Annotated in this window: 16 protein-coding genes; 7 read left to right on the top strand and 9 right to left on the bottom strand. The window is 60.9% G+C overall.

Annotation, left to right across the window (positions count from 1 at the left end):
• The first annotated feature begins 26 nt into the window (after positions 1-26).
• The 3 genes from queD (at position 27) to codA (ending at position 2,844) form a co-directional block, all read left to right on the top strand.
• The gene (gene queD, locus ABTV29_RS09425) at positions 27-383 is read left to right on the top strand and encodes a 6-carboxytetrahydropterin synthase QueD (RefSeq protein WP_047527439.1); all 357 of its coding nucleotides are present in this window, start codon (positions 27-29) and stop codon (positions 381-383) included.
• Positions 384-581: 198 nt separating this feature from the next.
• Positions 582-1,412, top strand: coding sequence for an alpha/beta fold hydrolase (locus ABTV29_RS09420; RefSeq protein ID WP_433769816.1), 831 nt, complete (start codon positions 582-584; stop codon positions 1,410-1,412).
• A gap of 187 nt (positions 1,413-1,599) precedes the next feature.
• Positions 1,600-2,844: a cytosine deaminase gene (gene codA, locus ABTV29_RS09415; protein ID WP_433769815.1), complete on the top strand. Its 1,245-nt coding sequence runs from the start codon at positions 1,600-1,602 to the stop codon at positions 2,842-2,844.
• A gap of 113 nt (positions 2,845-2,957) precedes the next feature.
• Here codA and ABTV29_RS09410 read toward each other — a convergent pair whose 3' ends face one another.
• Positions 2,958-3,950 carry a diaminopimelate epimerase gene (locus ABTV29_RS09410; RefSeq protein ID WP_433769814.1) on the bottom strand — a complete coding sequence of 331 codons (993 nt, stop codon included), beginning with the start codon at positions 3,948-3,950 and terminating at the stop codon, positions 2,958-2,960.
• A gap of 158 nt (positions 3,951-4,108) precedes the next feature.
• On the opposite strand from ABTV29_RS09410, the gene ABTV29_RS09405 reads away from it, so the two are divergent.
• On the top strand, positions 4,109-5,260 hold the full coding sequence (locus ABTV29_RS09405) for an MFS transporter (RefSeq protein ID WP_433769813.1): 1,152 nt from the start codon (positions 4,109-4,111) through the stop codon (positions 5,258-5,260).
• A gap of 162 nt (positions 5,261-5,422) precedes the next feature.
• Here the strand turns inward: ABTV29_RS09405 and ABTV29_RS09400 are convergent, their stop codons facing one another.
• The 4 genes from ABTV29_RS09400 to ABTV29_RS09385 all read right to left on the bottom strand — a co-directional run bounded on the left by ABTV29_RS09400 (position 5,423) and on the right by ABTV29_RS09385 (position 10,130).
• Positions 5,423-7,849: a TonB-dependent siderophore receptor gene (locus tag ABTV29_RS09400; RefSeq protein ID WP_433769812.1), complete on the bottom strand. Its 2,427-nt coding sequence runs from the start codon at positions 7,847-7,849 to the stop codon at positions 5,423-5,425.
• 98 nt (positions 7,850-7,947) lie between these two features.
• Positions 7,948-8,931 (bottom strand): FecR family protein, encoded by a 984-nt coding sequence (locus tag ABTV29_RS09395; RefSeq protein ID WP_433769811.1) that lies wholly within the window; start codon positions 8,929-8,931, stop codon positions 7,948-7,950.
• 79 nt (positions 8,932-9,010) lie between these two features.
• Positions 9,011-9,520 carry a sigma-70 family RNA polymerase sigma factor gene (locus ABTV29_RS09390; RefSeq protein WP_433769810.1) on the bottom strand — a complete coding sequence of 170 codons (510 nt, stop codon included), beginning with the start codon at positions 9,518-9,520 and terminating at the stop codon, positions 9,011-9,013.
• A 154-nt stretch (positions 9,521-9,674) separates the two neighbouring features.
• The gene (locus tag ABTV29_RS09385; RefSeq protein ID WP_433769809.1) at positions 9,675-10,130 is read right to left on the bottom strand and encodes a DUF6306 domain-containing protein; all 456 of its coding nucleotides are present in this window, start codon (positions 10,128-10,130) and stop codon (positions 9,675-9,677) included.
• Positions 10,131-10,556: 426 nt separating this feature from the next.
• Between ABTV29_RS09385 and tynA the strand changes: the two genes are divergently transcribed.
• Complete coding sequence (gene tynA / locus ABTV29_RS09380) at positions 10,557-12,845, top strand: primary-amine oxidase (protein WP_433769808.1); 2,289 nt, start codon at positions 10,557-10,559, stop codon at positions 12,843-12,845.
• Between the two features lie 130 nt (positions 12,846-12,975).
• Here the strand turns inward: tynA and ABTV29_RS09375 are convergent, their stop codons facing one another.
• On the bottom strand, positions 12,976-13,284 hold the full coding sequence (locus ABTV29_RS09375; protein ID WP_433769807.1) for a cupredoxin domain-containing protein: 309 nt from the start codon (positions 13,282-13,284) through the stop codon (positions 12,976-12,978).
• A 14-nt stretch (positions 13,285-13,298) separates the two neighbouring features.
• On the bottom strand, positions 13,299-14,267 hold the full coding sequence (locus tag ABTV29_RS09370; RefSeq protein WP_433769806.1) for a metallophosphoesterase family protein: 969 nt from the start codon (positions 14,265-14,267) through the stop codon (positions 13,299-13,301).
• A gap of 154 nt (positions 14,268-14,421) precedes the next feature.
• Here ABTV29_RS09370 and ABTV29_RS09365 point away from each other — a divergent pair, with 154 nt between their 5' ends.
• Both ABTV29_RS09365 and ABTV29_RS09360 read left to right on the top strand, forming a co-directional pair.
• A complete protein-coding gene (locus ABTV29_RS09365; protein ID WP_433769805.1) occupies positions 14,422-14,934 on the top strand; it encodes a sigma-70 family RNA polymerase sigma factor in 513 nt (170 codons plus the stop codon).
• Positions 14,927-15,670: an anti-sigma factor family protein gene (locus ABTV29_RS09360; RefSeq protein ID WP_433769804.1), complete on the top strand. Its 744-nt coding sequence runs from the start codon at positions 14,927-14,929 to the stop codon at positions 15,668-15,670. The genes ABTV29_RS09365 and ABTV29_RS09360 overlap by 8 nt, the downstream gene beginning before the upstream one ends.
• 140 nt (positions 15,671-15,810) lie before the next feature.
• On the opposite strand, the gene feaR is transcribed toward ABTV29_RS09360, so the two are convergent.
• Complete coding sequence (feaR, locus tag ABTV29_RS09355; RefSeq protein WP_433769803.1) at positions 15,811-16,725, bottom strand: transcriptional regulator FeaR; 915 nt, start codon at positions 16,723-16,725, stop codon at positions 15,811-15,813.
• An 88-nt stretch (positions 16,726-16,813) separates the two neighbouring features.
• Positions 16,814-17,737, bottom strand: a complete 924-nt coding sequence (gene paaX / locus ABTV29_RS09350; protein WP_433769802.1) for a phenylacetic acid degradation operon negative regulatory protein PaaX — start codon at positions 17,735-17,737, stop codon at positions 16,814-16,816.
• Positions 17,738-17,793 lie beyond the last annotated feature (56 nt).

The following is a 17,793-nucleotide window of genomic DNA, read 5'->3' as shown; positions in this document are numbered from 1 at the left end:
GCCACCTCAACAGAGCTGAAAACACTGTGGAAATCTTCAAGGAATTTACGTTCGAATCCGCCCACCGCCTGCCCCACGTCCCGGACGGCCACAAGTGCGGGCGCCTGCACGGTCACTCGTTCAAGGTGGCGATTCACCTGAGTGGCGATATCGATCCGCACACCGGCTGGATCCGCGACTTCTCCGAGATCAAGGCGATCTTCAAGCCGCTGTACGAGCGCCTGGACCACAACTACCTGAACGACATTCCCGGCCTTGAAAACCCGACCAGCGAAGTGCTGGCCAAATTCATCTGGGCCGAACTCAAGCCCCTGCTGCCGGAACTGAGCGCAATCCGCATCCACGAGACCTGCACCAGCGGTTGCATCTATCGCGGCGAATAAACAGTCAACACTGCCCCTGTAGGAGCGAGCCTGCTCGCGATGGTGTGTCAGGCGACACTTGCGTAGCTGACACTCCATCGCGAGCAGGCTCGCTCCTACAGGGGGACCTGCGTTTTGTCAGGTAAAAAGAGTACAGCCTTCATCGGCTGTTTTTTTATGCCTATGCTTTTTGGCTTCCATCGCCAAGAGGACACGCCCATGACTGACTGGCCGCTGGCTCAGACCTATCGCTTCAACGGTAGCGACGTTCGCTACGCCGTACGGGGCGACGGGCCGCCGTTAGTGTTCGTGCACGGCACACCCTTCTCGTCTTATGTCTGGCACCGTATCGCGCCGCACTTCGTAGCCACCCATCGGGTGCATTACTTCGATCTGCTGGGTTATGGGCAATCGGAAAAGGCCGAAGGCGATGTTTCCCTGGGCGTGCAGAACGAGTTGCTGGCGCAGCTGCTGGAACACTGGGGGCTGGAGTGCCCCGACGTGGTGGCCCACGACTTCGGCGGTGCCACCGTACTGCGCACACACCTGTTGAATGGCCGAAATTACCGCAGCCTGACCCTGATCGACCCGGTCGCGCTGTCGCCCTGGGGCTCGCCGTTCGTGCAGCATGTGCGCCAGCACGAAGCGGCCTTCAGCGGCCTGCCCGACTACATCCAGCGGGTGATCGTGCCGACCTATATTCGCGGGGCGATCCACCGGCAAATCCCCGACGACGAACTCGCCCCCTACGTACAGCCGTGGCTGGGCGATCCGGGGCAAGCGGCGTTCTATCGGCAAATCGCGCAGATGGGCGAGCGCTATACCCGCGAAGTCGAAGCGCTGTATCCCGGCATCCGCTGTCCGGTGCAGATTCTGTGGGGCGAAGACGATCAGTGGATCCCCATCGAACGCGGGCACGCGCTGCACCGAATGATTCCCGGCTCGCAATTCCACGCCATCGCCCATGCAGGGCATCTGGTTCAGGAGGATGCGCCTGAGGCTATCGTTGCCGCGCTACTGCGCTTTTTGCCCAACTCAAAATCCCCCTGACCAGACCCAATCCACTGTAGGAGCGAGCCTGCTCGCGATAGCGGTAGGCCAGTCAAATAGATGTTGGATGTGATGCCGCCATCGCGAGCAGGCTCGCTCCTACATTTGAACTGCGTACTGGCGAGGACTGTCGCTACCAAGCTAACTTAGAGGTATCGCCTACACATTCCGAAAAAGGACTCTCCCGATGCTCATCATCAACGCCCGGTTGCGTAATCAGGAAGGTCTGCACGAGTTGCACCTGGAAAACGGCCTGATCCGCAACATCGCCCGGCAGACCGAAGCCCCGACCCTGGGGCCCGACGATCTGGACGCCGGCGGCAATCTCGTGGTGCCGCCCTTCGTCGAGCCGCACATCCACCTCGACGCCACCCTCACCGCCGGCGAGCCGCGCTGGAACATGAGCGGTACGTTGTTCGAGGGCATCGAGTGCTGGGGTGAGCGCAAGGCGACCATCACCCCCGAAGACACCAAGGCCCGCGCCAGGAAAACCCTGCAGAGCCTCGCCGCCCACGGCATCCAGCACGTGCGCACCCACGTCGATGTCACCGACCCGCAGTTGACCGCCTTGAAGGCGATGCTCGAAGTGCGCGAGGAAAGCCGCCATCTGGTGGACATGCAAATCGTCGCGTTCCCCCAGGAAGGCATCGAGTCCTACCGCAATGGCCGGGACTTGATGAAAGAAGCAATCCGCATGGGTGCGGATGTGGTCGGCGGTATTCCGCATTTCGAGTACACCCGCGACCAGGGCGTCAGTTCGGTGAAGTTCCTGATGGACCTGGCCGAGCGCACCGGTTGCCTGGTGGATGTGCACTGCGATGAAACCGACGATCCGCACTCACGCTTTCTCGAAGTCCTGGCCGAGGAAGCGCGCAGCCGCGACATGGGCTCTCGCGTCACTGCCAGCCACACCACGGCCATGGGCTCCTACGACAACGCCTATTGCGCGAAACTGTTCCGCCTGCTCGGGCATTCGGGCATCAGTTTTGTCTCCTGCCCCACCGAAAGCATTCACCTGCAGGGACGTTTCGACAACTTCCCGAAACGCCGAGGCGTGACCCGGGTCAACGAGTTGCTCGAAGCGGGCATGAACGTGTGCTTCGGCCAGGATTCGATCGTCGACCCCTGGTATCCCCTGGGTAACGGCAACATCCTGCGGGTCCTGGAAGCCGGCCTGCACATTTGCCACATGCTCGGCTACCGCAACCTGCAAAGCGCGCTGGACCTGGTCACCGACAACAGCGCCAAGGCCATGGCCCTGGGCGATCGCTACGGCCTGGAAGCGGGACGGCCGGCGAATCTGCTGATCCTCTCGGCGCCCAGCGATTACGAGGTGATCCGCAGCCAGGGGTTGCCGCTGTATTCGATTCGTGGAGGCAAGGTGTTGATGAAGCGGACGATGCCGGTGGTGGAGTTCGGTGGTCTGAGCTGAAATCTGCATCGTCTGGCTTGGCCCCTTCGCGAGCAGGCTCGCTCCCACAGTGGTTATGTTTCGATCACAATCCCCCTGTGGGAGCGAGCCTGCTCGCGATAGCTATTTCGAATTCACCCCACCAACCGCGCCGTACCAAACAAGCTGACCCGACTCAATTCCCCCTGCTCTTCCTCCAGCAAGATCGGCGCCGTCCCACCGGGCATCACCACCTTCACTTCCCCAGCTTTCACCCAGCCCACCCGCCAAGCGGCGCAGGCTACCGCCGTGGCGCTGGTGCCCGAGGACGCGGTCGGGCCTTCGCCCCGTTCAAACACGCGCGCAATCAGCCGCTGCCCCGCATCATGCGTCGCCCATTGCAGGTTGATCCCCGCCGGGCACGGCCGTCCGGCACCCGCCGGCATGGCATAGGCAATGCGGGTCAAGCCGTCGCCCAACACCGGCTCGCGCATCTGCTCATTGCTCGGCAGGGCTTCGACGCTATCGACCAGTGTCACGCAATGCGGATTGCCAACCCGAGCGAACTGGCTGCGCGACCATGCCGCATTCAGTGACGCCAACGGCTGCACATGACTGAGCTCGCGGCCGTTGAACACCACGCTTTCAACGCCGTGAGCGCTGACCGCGTCCGGCCCGAATCCCGGTTTGCCGAGGTCCAGCCAAAACCCGCTCACGCCCTCGACCTGCGCCGCTTTCACCGATGCCACCCCCGGTGAGACTACATCAGTCTTGTCGTGATGGACCCTGTGCAGACACGCCTCGTCGGTCGGCAAAAGCCCCTGGTCGCTGAGCGCCTGGGAAAAAATCGTCAGGCCGTTGCCACTGCGCTCGGCCAGGGTGCCGTCGGTGTTCACGATCAGCAGATCAAAGGGCGGCGACGACTGGAACGGGCCGACCAGCAAACCATCGCTGCAATGTTCCTTGCTGCCGGCCGGCTGCGTGCCCGGGGCCCAGGAGCAGCACGCTTCGATCGCTGCCAGCGCCCAGGATTCTCGGCTTTGCGCTGCCTCGCCGGCCTGTTCGGGCAAGGCGATACCGCTGTGGCGCAAGTCTTGTGGCGCCACCACCATGTAGATATTGCCTCGTGCGTCGTACTTCTGCGCCATGGCGCCCTCCCTGCTGGAATGATCGTTGAGCCTCAACCTATCGCGAAACCATATCGCGAATCAGCGTCGGGCTGTGCAAGGATGTGCGGACGCTGATCGAAACCTCGCCGGCCGATCACTGTCCCTTATGGACGCGACGTTTTATGCCAAGGATTGATATGACCAACCTCAACACCCAGACCTCTTTTGTGCCGGGGCGCCTGGAGCAGATGTCCACGCGCGTCGCCTTTTTCATCGCCGGGGCCGGCATTGCCGCGTGGGCTCCGCTGGTCCCGTACGCCAAGGCCCGCGCCGGGCTGGACGAAGGCACCCTCGGCCTGTTGCTGTTGTGCCTCGGGGTGGGATCGATCCTGGCGATGCCCCTGGCCGGGATCCTCGCCACGCGCTTCGGTTGCCGCAGGGTGGCGACCGCCGGCACCCTGCTGATCTGTATCGCCCTGCCGCTGCTGGCGACAGTGTCGTCGTCTGCGGCGCTGATCGCGGCGTTGTTCATCTTCGGCGCAGGCCTGGGCACGGTGGATTCGACGGTCAACCTGCAAGCGGTGATCGTCGAGCGGGCCAGCGGCAAAAACATGATGTCGGGCTTCCATGGCATGTTCAGCCTCGGCGGGATCGTCGGCGCGGCGGGTGTCAGTGGCTTGCTCGGCCTTGGGCTTTCGCCGCTGGGCGCCACGCTGGTGGTGATCGTGTTGTTGCTGGTCGCGCTGGCGAAGGCGGCACCACACCTGCTGCCCTACGCCAGCGAGAGTTCGGGACCGGCGTTCGCCGTGCCCCACGGCATCGTGCTGTTCATCGGCGGCATGTGCTTCATCGTGTTCCTCGCCGAAGGGGCGGCGCTGGACTGGAGCGCGGTGTTCCTGGCGCAGGAACGCGGGATCGACACGGCCTATGCCGGATTGGGATATGCGGCGTTCGCGCTGACCATGACCGCGGGGCGCTTGACCGGTGATTCGATCGTGCGCCGACTGGGCGCGACGCGGGTGATGGTCTTCGGTGGCCTGACGGCGGCGTTTGGCCTGTGCCTGGCAACCTTCGTCCCGAGCTGGCAAATGGCGCTGGTGGGCTATGCCCTGCTGGGTGCCGGCTGCTCGAACATCGTGCCGGTGCTTTATACGGCGGTGGGCAAGCAGACGGTCATGCCGGAAAGCATCGCCGTGCCGGCCATTACCACCCTGGGTTATGCGGGCATTCTCGCCGGGCCTGCGGTGATCGGCTTCATCGCCCATGGCGCGAGTTTGAGTTTTGCCTTTGCGCTGATGGCGTTGCTGCTGATCGCGGTGGCGATTGGCGGGAAAGTCTTGAAGGTGTAGGAGCGAGCATGCTCGCGATGGTGGTCAACGATGACACAGACAGCCTGACTCCCCGCGGTGTCCTTGCGTCCATCGCGAGCAGGCTCGCTCCCACAGGGGATTCATGTCATCCATAAAACCTGTGGGAGCGAGCCTGCTCGCGAATGCGGTCACCCCGGTCTATCAGAACCCGACGCTGGCCTGCACGAAGAACGTGCGCGGTGCGCCAACGTACATGCCCGAGTTGTTGTCGCTGGAACGGGTGAAGTACTGCTTGTCGAAGATGTTCTTCACCCCGGCGCCCACTTTCAGGTTCGACACCGAAGGCCCGAAGTCATAGCCGCCACGCACGTTCCAGGTCACGTAACCCGGAATGTCGCCGTACTGGCCATCGGCAGTGCCTTGAGTGATGTAGTTGTTGCTGAAGCTGCCGTCGGCGTTGACCGCAACACCCGGCGAACGCTGCTGCGACTGGGCAAACCCATCGACGTTGTAAGTCCAGCGGTTGATGTCGTAACGCAGGCCGACAGTCGCCACCTGACGCGAGTAGAACGGCAGGTCGCGGCCCTTGAAGTCCGGAATGTCCCCTTCATACACGGCGCGGGTGTAAGTGAACCCGGCATTGGCGGTCAGGCCTTCCAGACGCGGATCCAGTGCCGCCAGGTCGTAGTGCACCGAGGTCTCGATACCACGGTGGGTAGTCGCGCCCAGGTTGGTCCAGCCCGCATCGTTGCTGATGTACTGCAGCTCTTTGTCGAAGTCGATGTAGAACAGCGTCACTTCACCGCCCCACACATCATCGTTGTAGCGCGTACCGATCTCGTAGGTCTTGGCCTTTTCCGGCTCCAGGCCGTTGGCCGTTTCGTTACCCACGCCGCCCTGGCCGAGCTGGAAGTACTGCAGGGCACCAAACGAGGTTTCGTAGTTGGCGAACAGCTTCCAGGCTTCAGACATGTGATACATGACGCTTAGCGCCGGCAGCGGCTCGTTGCTTTCTATACTGCGGCGTTTTTCCGGCACCGGCTTGCCGGCGGTGTCGAGCACCGGGCGGTCGTGCCATTCGGTCTGGATATGTTCGAAGCGCACACCCGGGGTGATGGTCCAGTTGCCGACATCGATTTTGTTGTCGATATAGGCCGCGTGGGCTTCAGTACCACCGGTACGGTCCTGGTACACATGGCCGTCCGACGTCTTGGTCACCACCGGTTCGTTGGCGCTGTTCAGTGCCAGGCGGCTGGCTTGCTCGTGCATGCCTTCCTTCAGGTAGCGATAACCGACGCTGACTTCCTGGGTGGTCGGGCCGACGTCGAACACGTGGGACACCCGCGGTTCGATGCCATAGGTGTAGTAGGTGCGCGGAAACGAGCCGAGGGTCTTCTGGTCGCGGGCGGCGATGTTGCTGCCACGAAAGCTATCGGTGTAGTAGGTCAGCACTTCGGCCTGGGTACGGTCGTCGAGCTGCCGGATCCACTTGAACGACACATCCTTGCGGCGGCCGCTGAAGTTGTCGTTGTTACGGTCGGACTGGAACGGATCGGCGTCGTACTGGGCCTGGGTCAGGCCGCCGGGCATGTCGGCGCTGGCGTCGTAGTAGTGAAAATTCAGGCTGAAATCGTCGACGTCGGTGGGTGCCCAGTGGGTCTTGAGGAGCACATCGTCGATGTCGTTGCCGTTGTTGCGCTCACGGTAACCGTTGCCGTTCACGCCGGAATACAACAACGCCACGCCCATGCCATTGTCGGCGGTGCCGCCCATGAACGCGGTATCGATGTGCTTCCAGCCACCGTGCTGGGAAGTTTCCAGGGTGGTGCCGATTTCAGCCGAGGCTTTTTCCGGAATGGCACGGGTCACGAAGTTGATCACGCCCCCCACGTTCTGCGGTCCATAACGCACGGAGCCGGCGCCGCGCACCACGTCGATGCTGTCGAGGTTGCCGGAGGAGATCGGCGCCATGGACAGCTGAGGCTGGCCGTACGGGGCGAAGGCCGCCGGCACGCCATCGATCAGGATGGTGGAGCGAGGCGACAGGCGCGAGGTCAGGCCGCGCACGCCGACGTTGAGGGAAATGTCACTGCCGCCGGTGCCGTTGGCGTCCTGCACCTGCACACCCGGTACGCGCTTCAACACATCGCCGACATTCATCGCGCCCTGCTCGACCATGGCTTCACGGCGGATCACGGTACGCGCGCCAGGGTGGTTCTGTACCAGCGCGGCATCGGCATCGTCGAGCCAGTCGCCGACCACCTTGATGTCAGTCGCGCCCAGTTCCAGCGGACCGTTGGAAGCCTGGGTCGGCGCCGCCATCAGGGTCACCGAACCCTCATCGATCGAATATTGCAGGCCGCTGCCTTGCAGCAACTGGCGCAGCGCCTCTTCCGGCGAGAGATTGCCATCCACCGCCGGGGCTTGCTTGCCGGCGACCAGTTCAGGGCTGAAAAACACCTGCAACGAGGTTTGCTGGCCCAGCTGAGTCAAGGCCTGACCCAATGGTTGCGCCTGGATATGAATGGCGTCGGCAGCGAATGCCGCAGGCACAGCAACGTTGACCGCCAGCGCGAGCGCCAGCGGCAACCAAGGGAAGGTCGGGGTAAGAGCGGTGGATTTTTTCACGTCGAACGTATTCCTGTGGATCGCAAGAGTGTGCGCTTGTTAATGCAAACCAGTTGCAGTTGAACAGGAAGACGATGAACTCGAAAAAAACCTGAATTTTATTTTGAAATTATTTCCTGGCTGCCGTCATCGAGGGTGCGAACGGCCACCGGCAGGATGCTCGGCAAGGCCTTGAGCAGCGCATCGGTGTTGTCGGACTTGAATACGCTGGTCAGGCGCAGATTGCCCACCGTGGCGCTTGCGACCTTCAGTGGCTTGTCCCGATAACGCGACACTTGCTCGGCGACCTCGCTCAGGCTGGCGTTGTTGAACACCAGCTTGCCGCTGCGCCAGGCCGTCAGTTCCGCCGGATTGACGGCGTAGGCGGCCGCGACTCGGCCCTGGGCATCGACATGGGTGCCCAGGCCCGCGGTCAGGCTGATGAAGTCATTGTCGGCCGCCGAGCGCCCCTGGACTTTCACCGTGCCCTCCTCCACCACGACCCGCGTGTCGGCGCTGCCGCGACGCACATCGAAGCGCGTGCCGGTGACCGTGACCTTGCCGCTTCCGGCTTCGACCACAAACGGCCGGCTGCTGTCGTGCTGGACGCTGAACATCGCTTCGCCTTCAGTCAGCTCGATGCCGCGCCGGTTCTTTTCAAAGCGCACCTGGATGCGGCTGCGGCTGTCCAGGTCCACCACCGAACCGTCCGGCAATGCCACGTGGCGACGCTCGCCCAAGGCGGTGGAAAACTCTGCCGTGTACGGCGAGGGTTGGTTCAAGCCGCTGAAGAGCCCCAGGCCCAGCGCCACCGCCACCACACTGGCGGCCACCGCATAACGCAGGATGGGCCGGCGTTTGTGGCGCACAGGCGGCTCTTCACACAGGGCCAACAGACGCGCCGACGGCACCAGGTCGGCGGCTTTCCACACGCCCTGGAGACATTCGAATTCGGTTCGGTGTTGGGGGTGTTCGTCCAGCCAGATTTCAAATTGGCGACGCGCGTCGACATCGACGGCAGCTTCCTGCAAACGCACAAACCACCGCGCCGCTTCATCGCGAACTGTTGTTTGCCCGCACGCACAATCACGAGTATCCATCATGGAAGTTCCTGTTTGGCTGGGGGTGAAAAGGTATGAAAGACCGGCCTTCGGTGGCGTCCGGGAAAAGCACTGCACGTCATTATTGCAGTCCTTCAAGGCGGTCTCGCAGATGCCGCAGCGTGCGGATCATATACTTTTCCACCATATTCCTGGACAGCCCCAGGCGTTCGGCGATTTCCGCCTGGGTCAGGCCTTCGATCTTCTGCCAGACAAACACCTTGCGGCAGTTGATCGGCAGCTCCGTGAGCGCTCGTTCGATGGAGTCAGCCAATTGGATCGCATGCATGTAGTGCTCCGGGTCGCCGGATGACGACACACTGAGATCAATCGCCTCTGACTCCATGGCGCCCCGTCGATCCTCACGCCGATCCTCACGCCTGTAAGCATCCACCGCGATATTGCGCGCAGTCTGGTGCAGATACGCACGCGGTTGCTGGACCACCGCCGAATCGGATTCGAGCACGCGCACAAAGGTGTCGTGAGCCAGATCCTCGGCCTGCGAGCGGTTTCTCAGGCGACGGGTCCAGGTCCCGACCAACTCTTCGTAGTGCTCGAAAAAGCCGTGTCTGCGGGGCAACTTGAGGGTCATTGCGGTGTGCTGCGTAAACGGGGCGTGAATAGTAATGCTTCGTATTAACTGGAAGCAATGACTTCCCGTCCGCTGCCAAAATGGATTTGGCACCACCCCTCCACCCCGTAGGAGCTGCCGCAGGCTGCGATCTTTTGATCTTGCTTTTATAAAGTCAAAAGATCGCAGCCTCGTTGCACTCGACAGCGCCTACAAAAGGCATGTGAAGATTGAACGCATCGCTATTGAGCACATGAATCTTGAGGACGTTTTCCAGTTCTTTGCGAACAAACTTCTCGGGAATAAGCGCGAGGTTTGAGTTGAGTTTCTTGATGACCCAGCGCTGCCCTCTGTCGATAAAAAACAATCGATCGACGATATCTTCAATGGCCATGGCCTTGTTATAAAACTCGCCGACACCCGCACTGGGCACGCCGCCCAGATACTTGATGCAGTCGCGTATCCGTCGGCAACTTTCTGCCTCGCCCTTCTGAATCTTATTCAACAGCATTTGCTGCTGTTCTTCGGTCGCCTCTTTCAGTGTTTCCGTTGCCAGCCGTGCGCCGGCGCGTTCTGCTTCGAGCAATTCCTGAAGCAGGTTGATGGTTTCGTGCTTGACTAATTCGCTCACGACAATCGACTCCTGAAACATCGATCACGAGCATATCCCCAGGCATTTACCCAGCCGTAATGAATATTGATGAGCATTTAGCGCAAAAAAATTGATGGAAACCTTGCAAGCGCAACCGTCCAGTGGCGCGGCTGATCAATGCAAAAAAAATGAAGGCCACTAACAATAATTTGAAGCTGTAACCACTCAACGACAGCCGTACTTAATTGAATTCATACGACTAATTCACTATTTACTTTCAACATCAAACAATCCGAACACCTGAAAAGTGCATCGATCGCCGGGCGCGCGTGGCTGAACCGTTCAGCGGAAAAGTTGCTTCAGGCACGAATCCGAAGGATTCTGGCAGCCATTCAAATGCAGCCATCCACCGGCTGTAGCAAAGTGCTGGCATGCCTGACACCGGATTTTCCGAAGGAACCCAGAATGTTCACCTCCCTGAAATCAATAAAAAGAAAACCATTGGCCCGGCTTGCCCTGGCCATCACCCTGGGCACCCTCGGCCTGCCTTTCTGGGCGGGCAATGCCCAGGCCCACGGCGGCCACGCGGAAATGGTGCCGCTGCAGGCGGGCCTCGAGGAGTTTGGCGCCACGGTGAAGTGGGATGACTACGCCAACGTGTTCACCATTGCCAAGGACGGTGTCTACCTGAAGGTCAAGCCGAACAGCAAAGTGGCCATGCTCAACGGCAAGCGCATCGAGCTGACAGTGCCGGTGGTGTTCAAGGACAAGACCGCATTCATGTCCAAGGACTTCATCAACCAGGTGTTCCAGTCAGGCCTGGACACGACCTTCGTCGTGGAAACCCGCCCCAACCCGCTCAACCCCTTGAGTGCCGACGAAATCACCACGGCGGTGGACATCGTCAAGAAATCCGAAAACTACAAGCCGGGCTTCCGCTTCACCGAAGTCTCGGTCAAGGAACCGCCGAAGGACCAGATGTGGAACTTCGTCTTTACCGGGCAGAACGTCGCCCAGCCGCGTGAGGCTTCCATCGTGGTGCTGGACGGCAAGCACGTGATCGAAGCGCTGGTGGATCTGGACAGCAAGCAACTCAAATCCTGGAAGCCGATTGAAGGCGCCCACGGCATGGTGCTGCTGGACGACTTCGCCACCGTGCAAAATGCGGTCGAAACCAGCCCGGAATACGCCCAGGCCCTGGCCAAGCGCGGCATCAACGATGTGAAGAAAGTGGTCGCCACGCCATTGACCGTCGGCTACTTCGACGGCAAGGACGGCCTGGCCCAGGACAAGCGCCTGCTGAAGATCGTCAGCTACCTCGATGTTGGAGACGGCAACTACTGGGCGCACCCGATCGAAGGCCTGGTGGCGATTGTCGATCTGGAGCAGAAGAAGCTGATCAAGATCGAAGACGAAGCGCTGATCCCGGTGCCGATGAAACCGACGCCCTATGACGGACGCGGGCGCAAGGGCGTGGCGGTCAAGCCGCTGGAAATCACCGAGCCCGAGGGCAAGAACTACACCATCAGCGGCTACAGCATTCACTGGCAGAACTGGGACTTCCACGTGCGCCTCGATTCGCGCGTCGGCCCGATCCTGTCCACCGTCACCTACGACGACAAGGGCAAGAAACGCAAGATCATGTACGAGGGTTCGCTGGGCGGCATGATCGTGCCTTACGGCGACCCGGACGTCGGCTGGTACTTCAAGGCTTACCTCGATTCCGGCGACTACGGCATGGGCACCCTCACCTCGCCGATCGCCCGAGGCAAAGACGCCCCGGAAAACGCCGTGCTGCTGGACGCGACCATCGCCGACTACACCGGCGCGCCGACCAAAATCCCCCACGCCATGGCGGTGTTCGAGCGCTATGCCGGCCCCGAGTACAAGCACCAGGAAATGGGCCAGCCCAACCTCAGCACCGAACGCCGTGAACTGGTGGTGCGCTGGATCAGCACCGTCGGCAACTACGACTACATCTTCGACTGGGTCTTCCAGCAGAACGGCACCATCGGCATCGACGCCGGCGCCACCGGGATCGAAGCGGTCAAGGGCGTGAAGTCCAAGACCATGCACGAAGAAACCGCCAAGGAAGACACGCGCTACGGCACTCTGCTGGACCACAACATCGTCGGCACCACGCACCAGCACATCTATAACTTCCGCCTGGACATGGACGTGGACGGCGAAAGCAACTCGCTGGTGGAAGTGAACCCGGTGGTGCTGCCCAACGACCGTGGCGGTCCGCGTACCAGCACCATGCAGACCGAAACCAAGGTGGTGAGCACCGAGCAACAGGCCGCACAGAAATTCGACCCGTCGACCGTGCGCCTGCTGACCAACTTCAGCAAGGAAAACAAGGTCGGCAACCCGGTGTCCTACCAGTTGATTCCTTATGCCGGCGGCACGCACCCGGTGGCCAAGGGTGCCAACTTCGGCAAGGACGAATGGCTTTACCACCGCCTGAGCTTCATGGACAAACAACTGTGGGTGACCCAGTACAACCCTGAAGAGAAGTACCCGGAAGGCAAATACCCGAACCGCTCGGACAAGGACTCGGGCCTGGGGCAGTTCACCCAGGACAACCACTCCATCGAGAACACCGACGATGTGGTCTGGCTGACCACCGGCACCACCCATATCGCCCGTGCCGAAGAGTGGCCGATCATGCCGACCGAGTGGGTGCATGTGCTGCTCAAGCCTTGGAACTTCTTTGATGAAACGCCGACGCTGAACCTCAACGCACCGAAATAAGCGGCACATACAAAACCTGTGGGAGCGAGCCTGCTCGCGATAGCGGTGTATCAGACGACAAAGATGTCGACTGACACTCGGCAATCGCGAGCAGGCTCGCTCCCACAGGTTGTTTCACCTCACAGATTTTCTACGGGCCGACAATAATCTTCCCGATCATCTGCGGATGCAGCGAACAGAAATACTCAAACTCCCCCGGCGTGTTGAACACCCAGGAGTAACTGTCCCCGGTATCCAGGGCCGCGGAGCGAAACAGCTTGTGGGTTTCGGCCACTGTGTGCGGGATTTCATCGTCATTCACCCAGGTCACCCGGGTCCCCGGGGCGATGGTCAAATCCTTGGGTCCGAACATGAATTCCTTGATATCGATCTTCACTTCATTGGCCCACACCGGCATCGACAGCATCAGGCAGGCAAGCGCCAGCAATCGCGTTTTCATCCTCACCCCCTCCCCTAGACCAGTGTCGAATCGATCAGCGCCAGCGGATGCTCGCCCTGGGTCGCCCGCACATCAGTGACGCCCAGGTAATTGCGCAATTGATCCGCCGCCACCGTCATAGGCCCCGGCGACGGTGCCGCGCCGGGTGCCGGTTGTGGATAAGCCGTGCCGCGCGCCGTATGAAAGGTGATATTGCCTTCGACCTTCTGGATGACCTGGTGGATATGCCCATTCAACACCGTCACCGAACCGTACTTGCGCAGCAGGGCAATCGCCTGGTCGCCATCCTCGGTGCCCCAGCCCCAGGGCTGGTAAATCGTCCACAACGGAATATGGGTAAACACCACAATCGGCGTGCTGCTGCTCACCGCGAGTAAATCATCGGCCAGCCAGGCCAGTTGCTCGGCGCCAAGGGTCGCTTCATGGCCTGCCTGGAAATTGAAGACATTCACCAGGGCAATGAAGTGCACGCCATGGTCATCGAAGCTGTACCAGCCGTTGCCCTTGGTGCCCTTGCCGTAACGCTCCAGATAGAGCTTGCCGCCCCCTTCGTCGAGGGTGTCGTGCTCGCCCGGTACGTAGTGCACCGTAGCCGGCAGCGCCTTGAGCAATTGGGCGGCGGTGTCGAATTCTTCGGCCTTGGACAGGTGGGTGATGTCGCCAGTGTGGAGGATCAGCGACGGCGGCTTGGGCAGTGCGATGACCCTGTCGATAGCCACCTGCAAGGTCTTGACCGGTTCCGGGTTGGCTTCCTTGTTAAAGCCAATATGCGAGTCGCTGATCTGCACGAAGTGGAAGGTGCTGGCTAAAGCCTTGGGGTCGGAAACATTGCCCGCGCTATCCAGGGCGAAAGCCCGCGGAATACCGCCGGACAGCGCCCAGATCACGCCCGCCCCCGCCCAGGCCGAACACTTGAGGAGTGTGCGGCGGTCCGGGTTCAATGGGCCGTCGACACGTCGTTGGTGTTTTGAATGCATGTCCATCGGTATTTCCTCGCAGGCGATCTACAGTGATGCAACTGACACGAGGTAAAACCTTGTGGGACGGGTCTTTATTCCCGGTGGAAAAAAACATTTTTTCCAGGGAATAAAACGCAACCCGGCGCAGTTATAGAGGTGGGAAAGTGCGGAAACCACTATGAAGCGATTCGAGGAACTGTTTGCGCCCCACCTGGACGCCGCCTACAACCTCGCGCGCTGGCTCACCGGCCAGGACAGCGCAGCGCATGACGTCGTGCAGGAAAGCGCCTTGCGCGCCTTCAGGTTTTCGCAGCGCTTCGACGGTGGCAATGCCAAGGCCTGGTTCCTGACCATCGTGCGCAACGAAAGCTACACCTGGCTCAAGGCCACGGCAGGACGCCATTGGGTGTCTCTGGGCGACGAATCTTCCGAAGACGACGAGACACCGAGCCACAGCCAGACCCCGGAACTGCTGGCCATTCACACGGAAAACGCCGCGTTGATCCAGCAGGCCTTGTGTGCCCTGCCGCCAGGCTTTCGTGAGGTGATTGTTCTCAAGGAGCTCGAAGACATGCCCTACAAGGACATCGCCCTGGTGGTCGACATCCCCATCGGTACCGTCATGTCGAGACTGGCCAGGGCACGCGCCATGCTCAAGCTCGAATTACTGAAGTTGCACGATCATGAATGAACTCGACTGCACGGTTTGCCAGACCCTGATACATGGCTATCTGGACAAGGAACTCGATCCGCCGACTGCGGCGAATGTGGCCGGGCATTTGGCGGCGTGTGCCGAGTGTGCGCACCTGCATGATCAGGCGAAGCGACTGATGGCCGGCGTGAAGCAAAGCGCGGTGTATTACAGGGCGCCGGCATCGCTGGCCGCGGGTGTATTCCCCGCCGAGCCGCCAGAACCCGGTTTCATCGAGCGTTGGCGAAACTGGTTCGCCCCGGCGTTTTCCACGACGGCGCTGGCCCTGGCGGTGATGCTCTATGTGGCGACGCCAGGCAGCGAACAGCCGTTGATGGATGAGGCGGTTTCCAGTCATGTGCGCTCGTTGATGGGCGAACATCTGAACGATGTGGTGTCGTCCGACCGCCACACCGTCAAGCCCTGGTTCACCGGCAAGCTGGATTTCTCGCCGCCGGTATTCGATTACCGGGAACAGGGTTTTCCCTTGCTGGGCGGGCGCCTGGATTACCTGCAACACCAGAGCACCGCGGCGCTGAGCTATGGGCGCAACAAGCACATCATCAACGTGTTCATCCTGCCCACGCCGGAGGCCGACAAAGCGCGACAGAGCGAGTCGATTCGCGGCTTCAACGTCGTGTCCTGGCAGGCAAACCACCTGCGCTTCGTGCTGGTTTCCGATGTCGAGAAAAGTGAACTGGAGGCGTTGAGCCAGTTGCTCAAAAACGGTGCCTGAATTTTTGGCCAGGCACCTGCCCCCTGTAGGAGCGAGCCTGCTCGCGATGGCGGAGTGTCAGTCAACATCTCTTTCGACTGATACACCGCTATCGCGAGCAGGCTCGCTCCTACAGAGGTAGATAGTGTTCAGTCAATACCTCAAGCATGCTGCTTGCGATACTCCCCCGGCGCGATGCCGAAGCGCGATTTGAAGGCGGTGGAAAAGTAGCTCGAATCGGAAAAGCCCCACGAATACCCCAGCACCGACAACTTCTGCTCTTTGCCCGCCTGGCGCAGCGATTCGGCGCACAGGTCCAGGCGACGGTTCTTGATGTAGCGCGCCACCACCAGGCCTTTTTTGGCGAACATCCGGTACAGGCCACGGGTCGACATGCCGACTTCACGCGCCAGCCATTCCGGGCACAGCTCTTCGGAGCGGATGTGCTGATCGATGAAACTCAGGGTCTTGCGGAAAGTGCGTTCGTGCAGGTCCGTGCAGTCGTCGGTCTGGCTGATCGCCGGACGCAACAGACTGACCAGCGCCTCCAGGGTCGCCTCGCTCTCCAGGCGGCTCATGTCCGGTTGGCGCGTGGCTTCGAGGATCAGGCGGTGCGAGAGCATGGCGATGGGCGAAGTCCCGGCAATCCGGTGGCCGCACTTGACCTGATTGAAGCGCAGGGTCTGCTCCACCAGCTGATAAGGCAGGATCAGCGACAACTGCCGGGAGTTTTCGCTGTAGGTGAAATCGCTGGGCCGCGAAGCGTCGATCAGGGTGATGTCACCGGCGGACAGCAGCACCTTGTCATCGCCCTGGGCCATGCCCGCGGTGCCGTCGAGCTGGAACACCGCGAAGTACTTGCCGCCCTCGCCCGCCGCGACTTCCTGCGGGGTGCGGTACAGCCGCGCCTGGCAGACATCGACGAAACTGAGCTTCAAGGCATCGCTGCGGTATTCCCGGATCTGTCCGGAAAATTCGCTGCCCAGGGGTTTGGCGTTGAAGGCGCCACAGATCTGGTTGATCTGATGGATCCATTGATCGAACCCATCCTGGCGCTGTGCGGTTGTTGAAATCATGGCAGGCCTCTCACGCAGGCTTTGTTTTTATTGTCTACGTCAAAACACGGGTTCTCCTGAACAGCGACTCTCCCTGACCGGCGACGGGTTACTTCAACCCGCCAAAACGTCGGTAAAAACTCTCGCCCACATCCGGCAACGGACCATCGGCGGTTTCCAGTGCGCTGTTCAGCCATTCCTCGGCCTTGGCGTAAATCAACCGGTAAATATTGCGGCACAACTGCCGGGCCGCCCGACCTTCCCAGTCGCCGGGCAACAGTTCGTCCGGCAATTGCGGATCGCGCAGCAGCAGTTTGCGGTATTCGTGAATCAGCAGAATCCGTGCCAGGAAGCAGTCCGACGGTTGCAGGTTTTCCTGCTCGCGAAGCGCTTGCCAGAGCGGTCGGAACAATTGAATGAACTCGCTGTAGTGGGTCGCCAGTTCTTCGATGTTCCAGCTCTCGCGCACTTGCAGGCGCAGGGCCTTGGACGCCAGCACGTCCTGGGCGGTGGTTTCGAAGACGATGGTTTCTTCCTGGGCGCCAAGATCGAGCAACGTTGCGTTGACGTCGTTGCGATCACTGCGCGGACAGGCCAGCACCACCGGCGAAATTGCACCAAAACCTTGCCATTCCAGCTCTTCGCGCACTTGCTTGCGCTTGTCCTGGGTCAGCTGCGACAGCATCACCAGGCACCAGGAACCATCCCAGGCCGGCATAGTGGTGCTGTAGACCCGCTTGAACGCCTTGTCGAAACGCCGGCGGCCGGTGCCAGTGAGGCTGTAGTAGCTGCGCCGGCCGACTTTCTCGGCGGTCAGCCAGCCTTCCTTGGTCAGGCGGAAAATCGAAGTACGGATCAGCCGCTCGTTGATGCCGATCGGTTCAAGCAATTGAATCAGGCTGCCCAGCCACACGGTCCCGCCATGGGGCTCGATGGCATCACCGTACAGCGTGATGATCAGGGAACTGGCGCGGATGGGCGTCTGTTCCTGGAAGCGCGTAATCAGATGGTTCAAAGGTGTCAGGGACGACATGGGCGTACCGGGCTGAAAAAAGAAAAGGAATATACCGAAAGCAAAGGGGTTAATCC

Source organism: Pseudomonas putida (assembly GCF_050989985.1).
Taxonomy (GTDB): domain Bacteria; phylum Pseudomonadota; class Gammaproteobacteria; order Pseudomonadales; family Pseudomonadaceae; genus Aquipseudomonas; species Aquipseudomonas putida_AI.
Note: the sequence above shows the minus strand (reverse complement) of the source record. Positions and strands in the feature narration are given on the sequence as shown.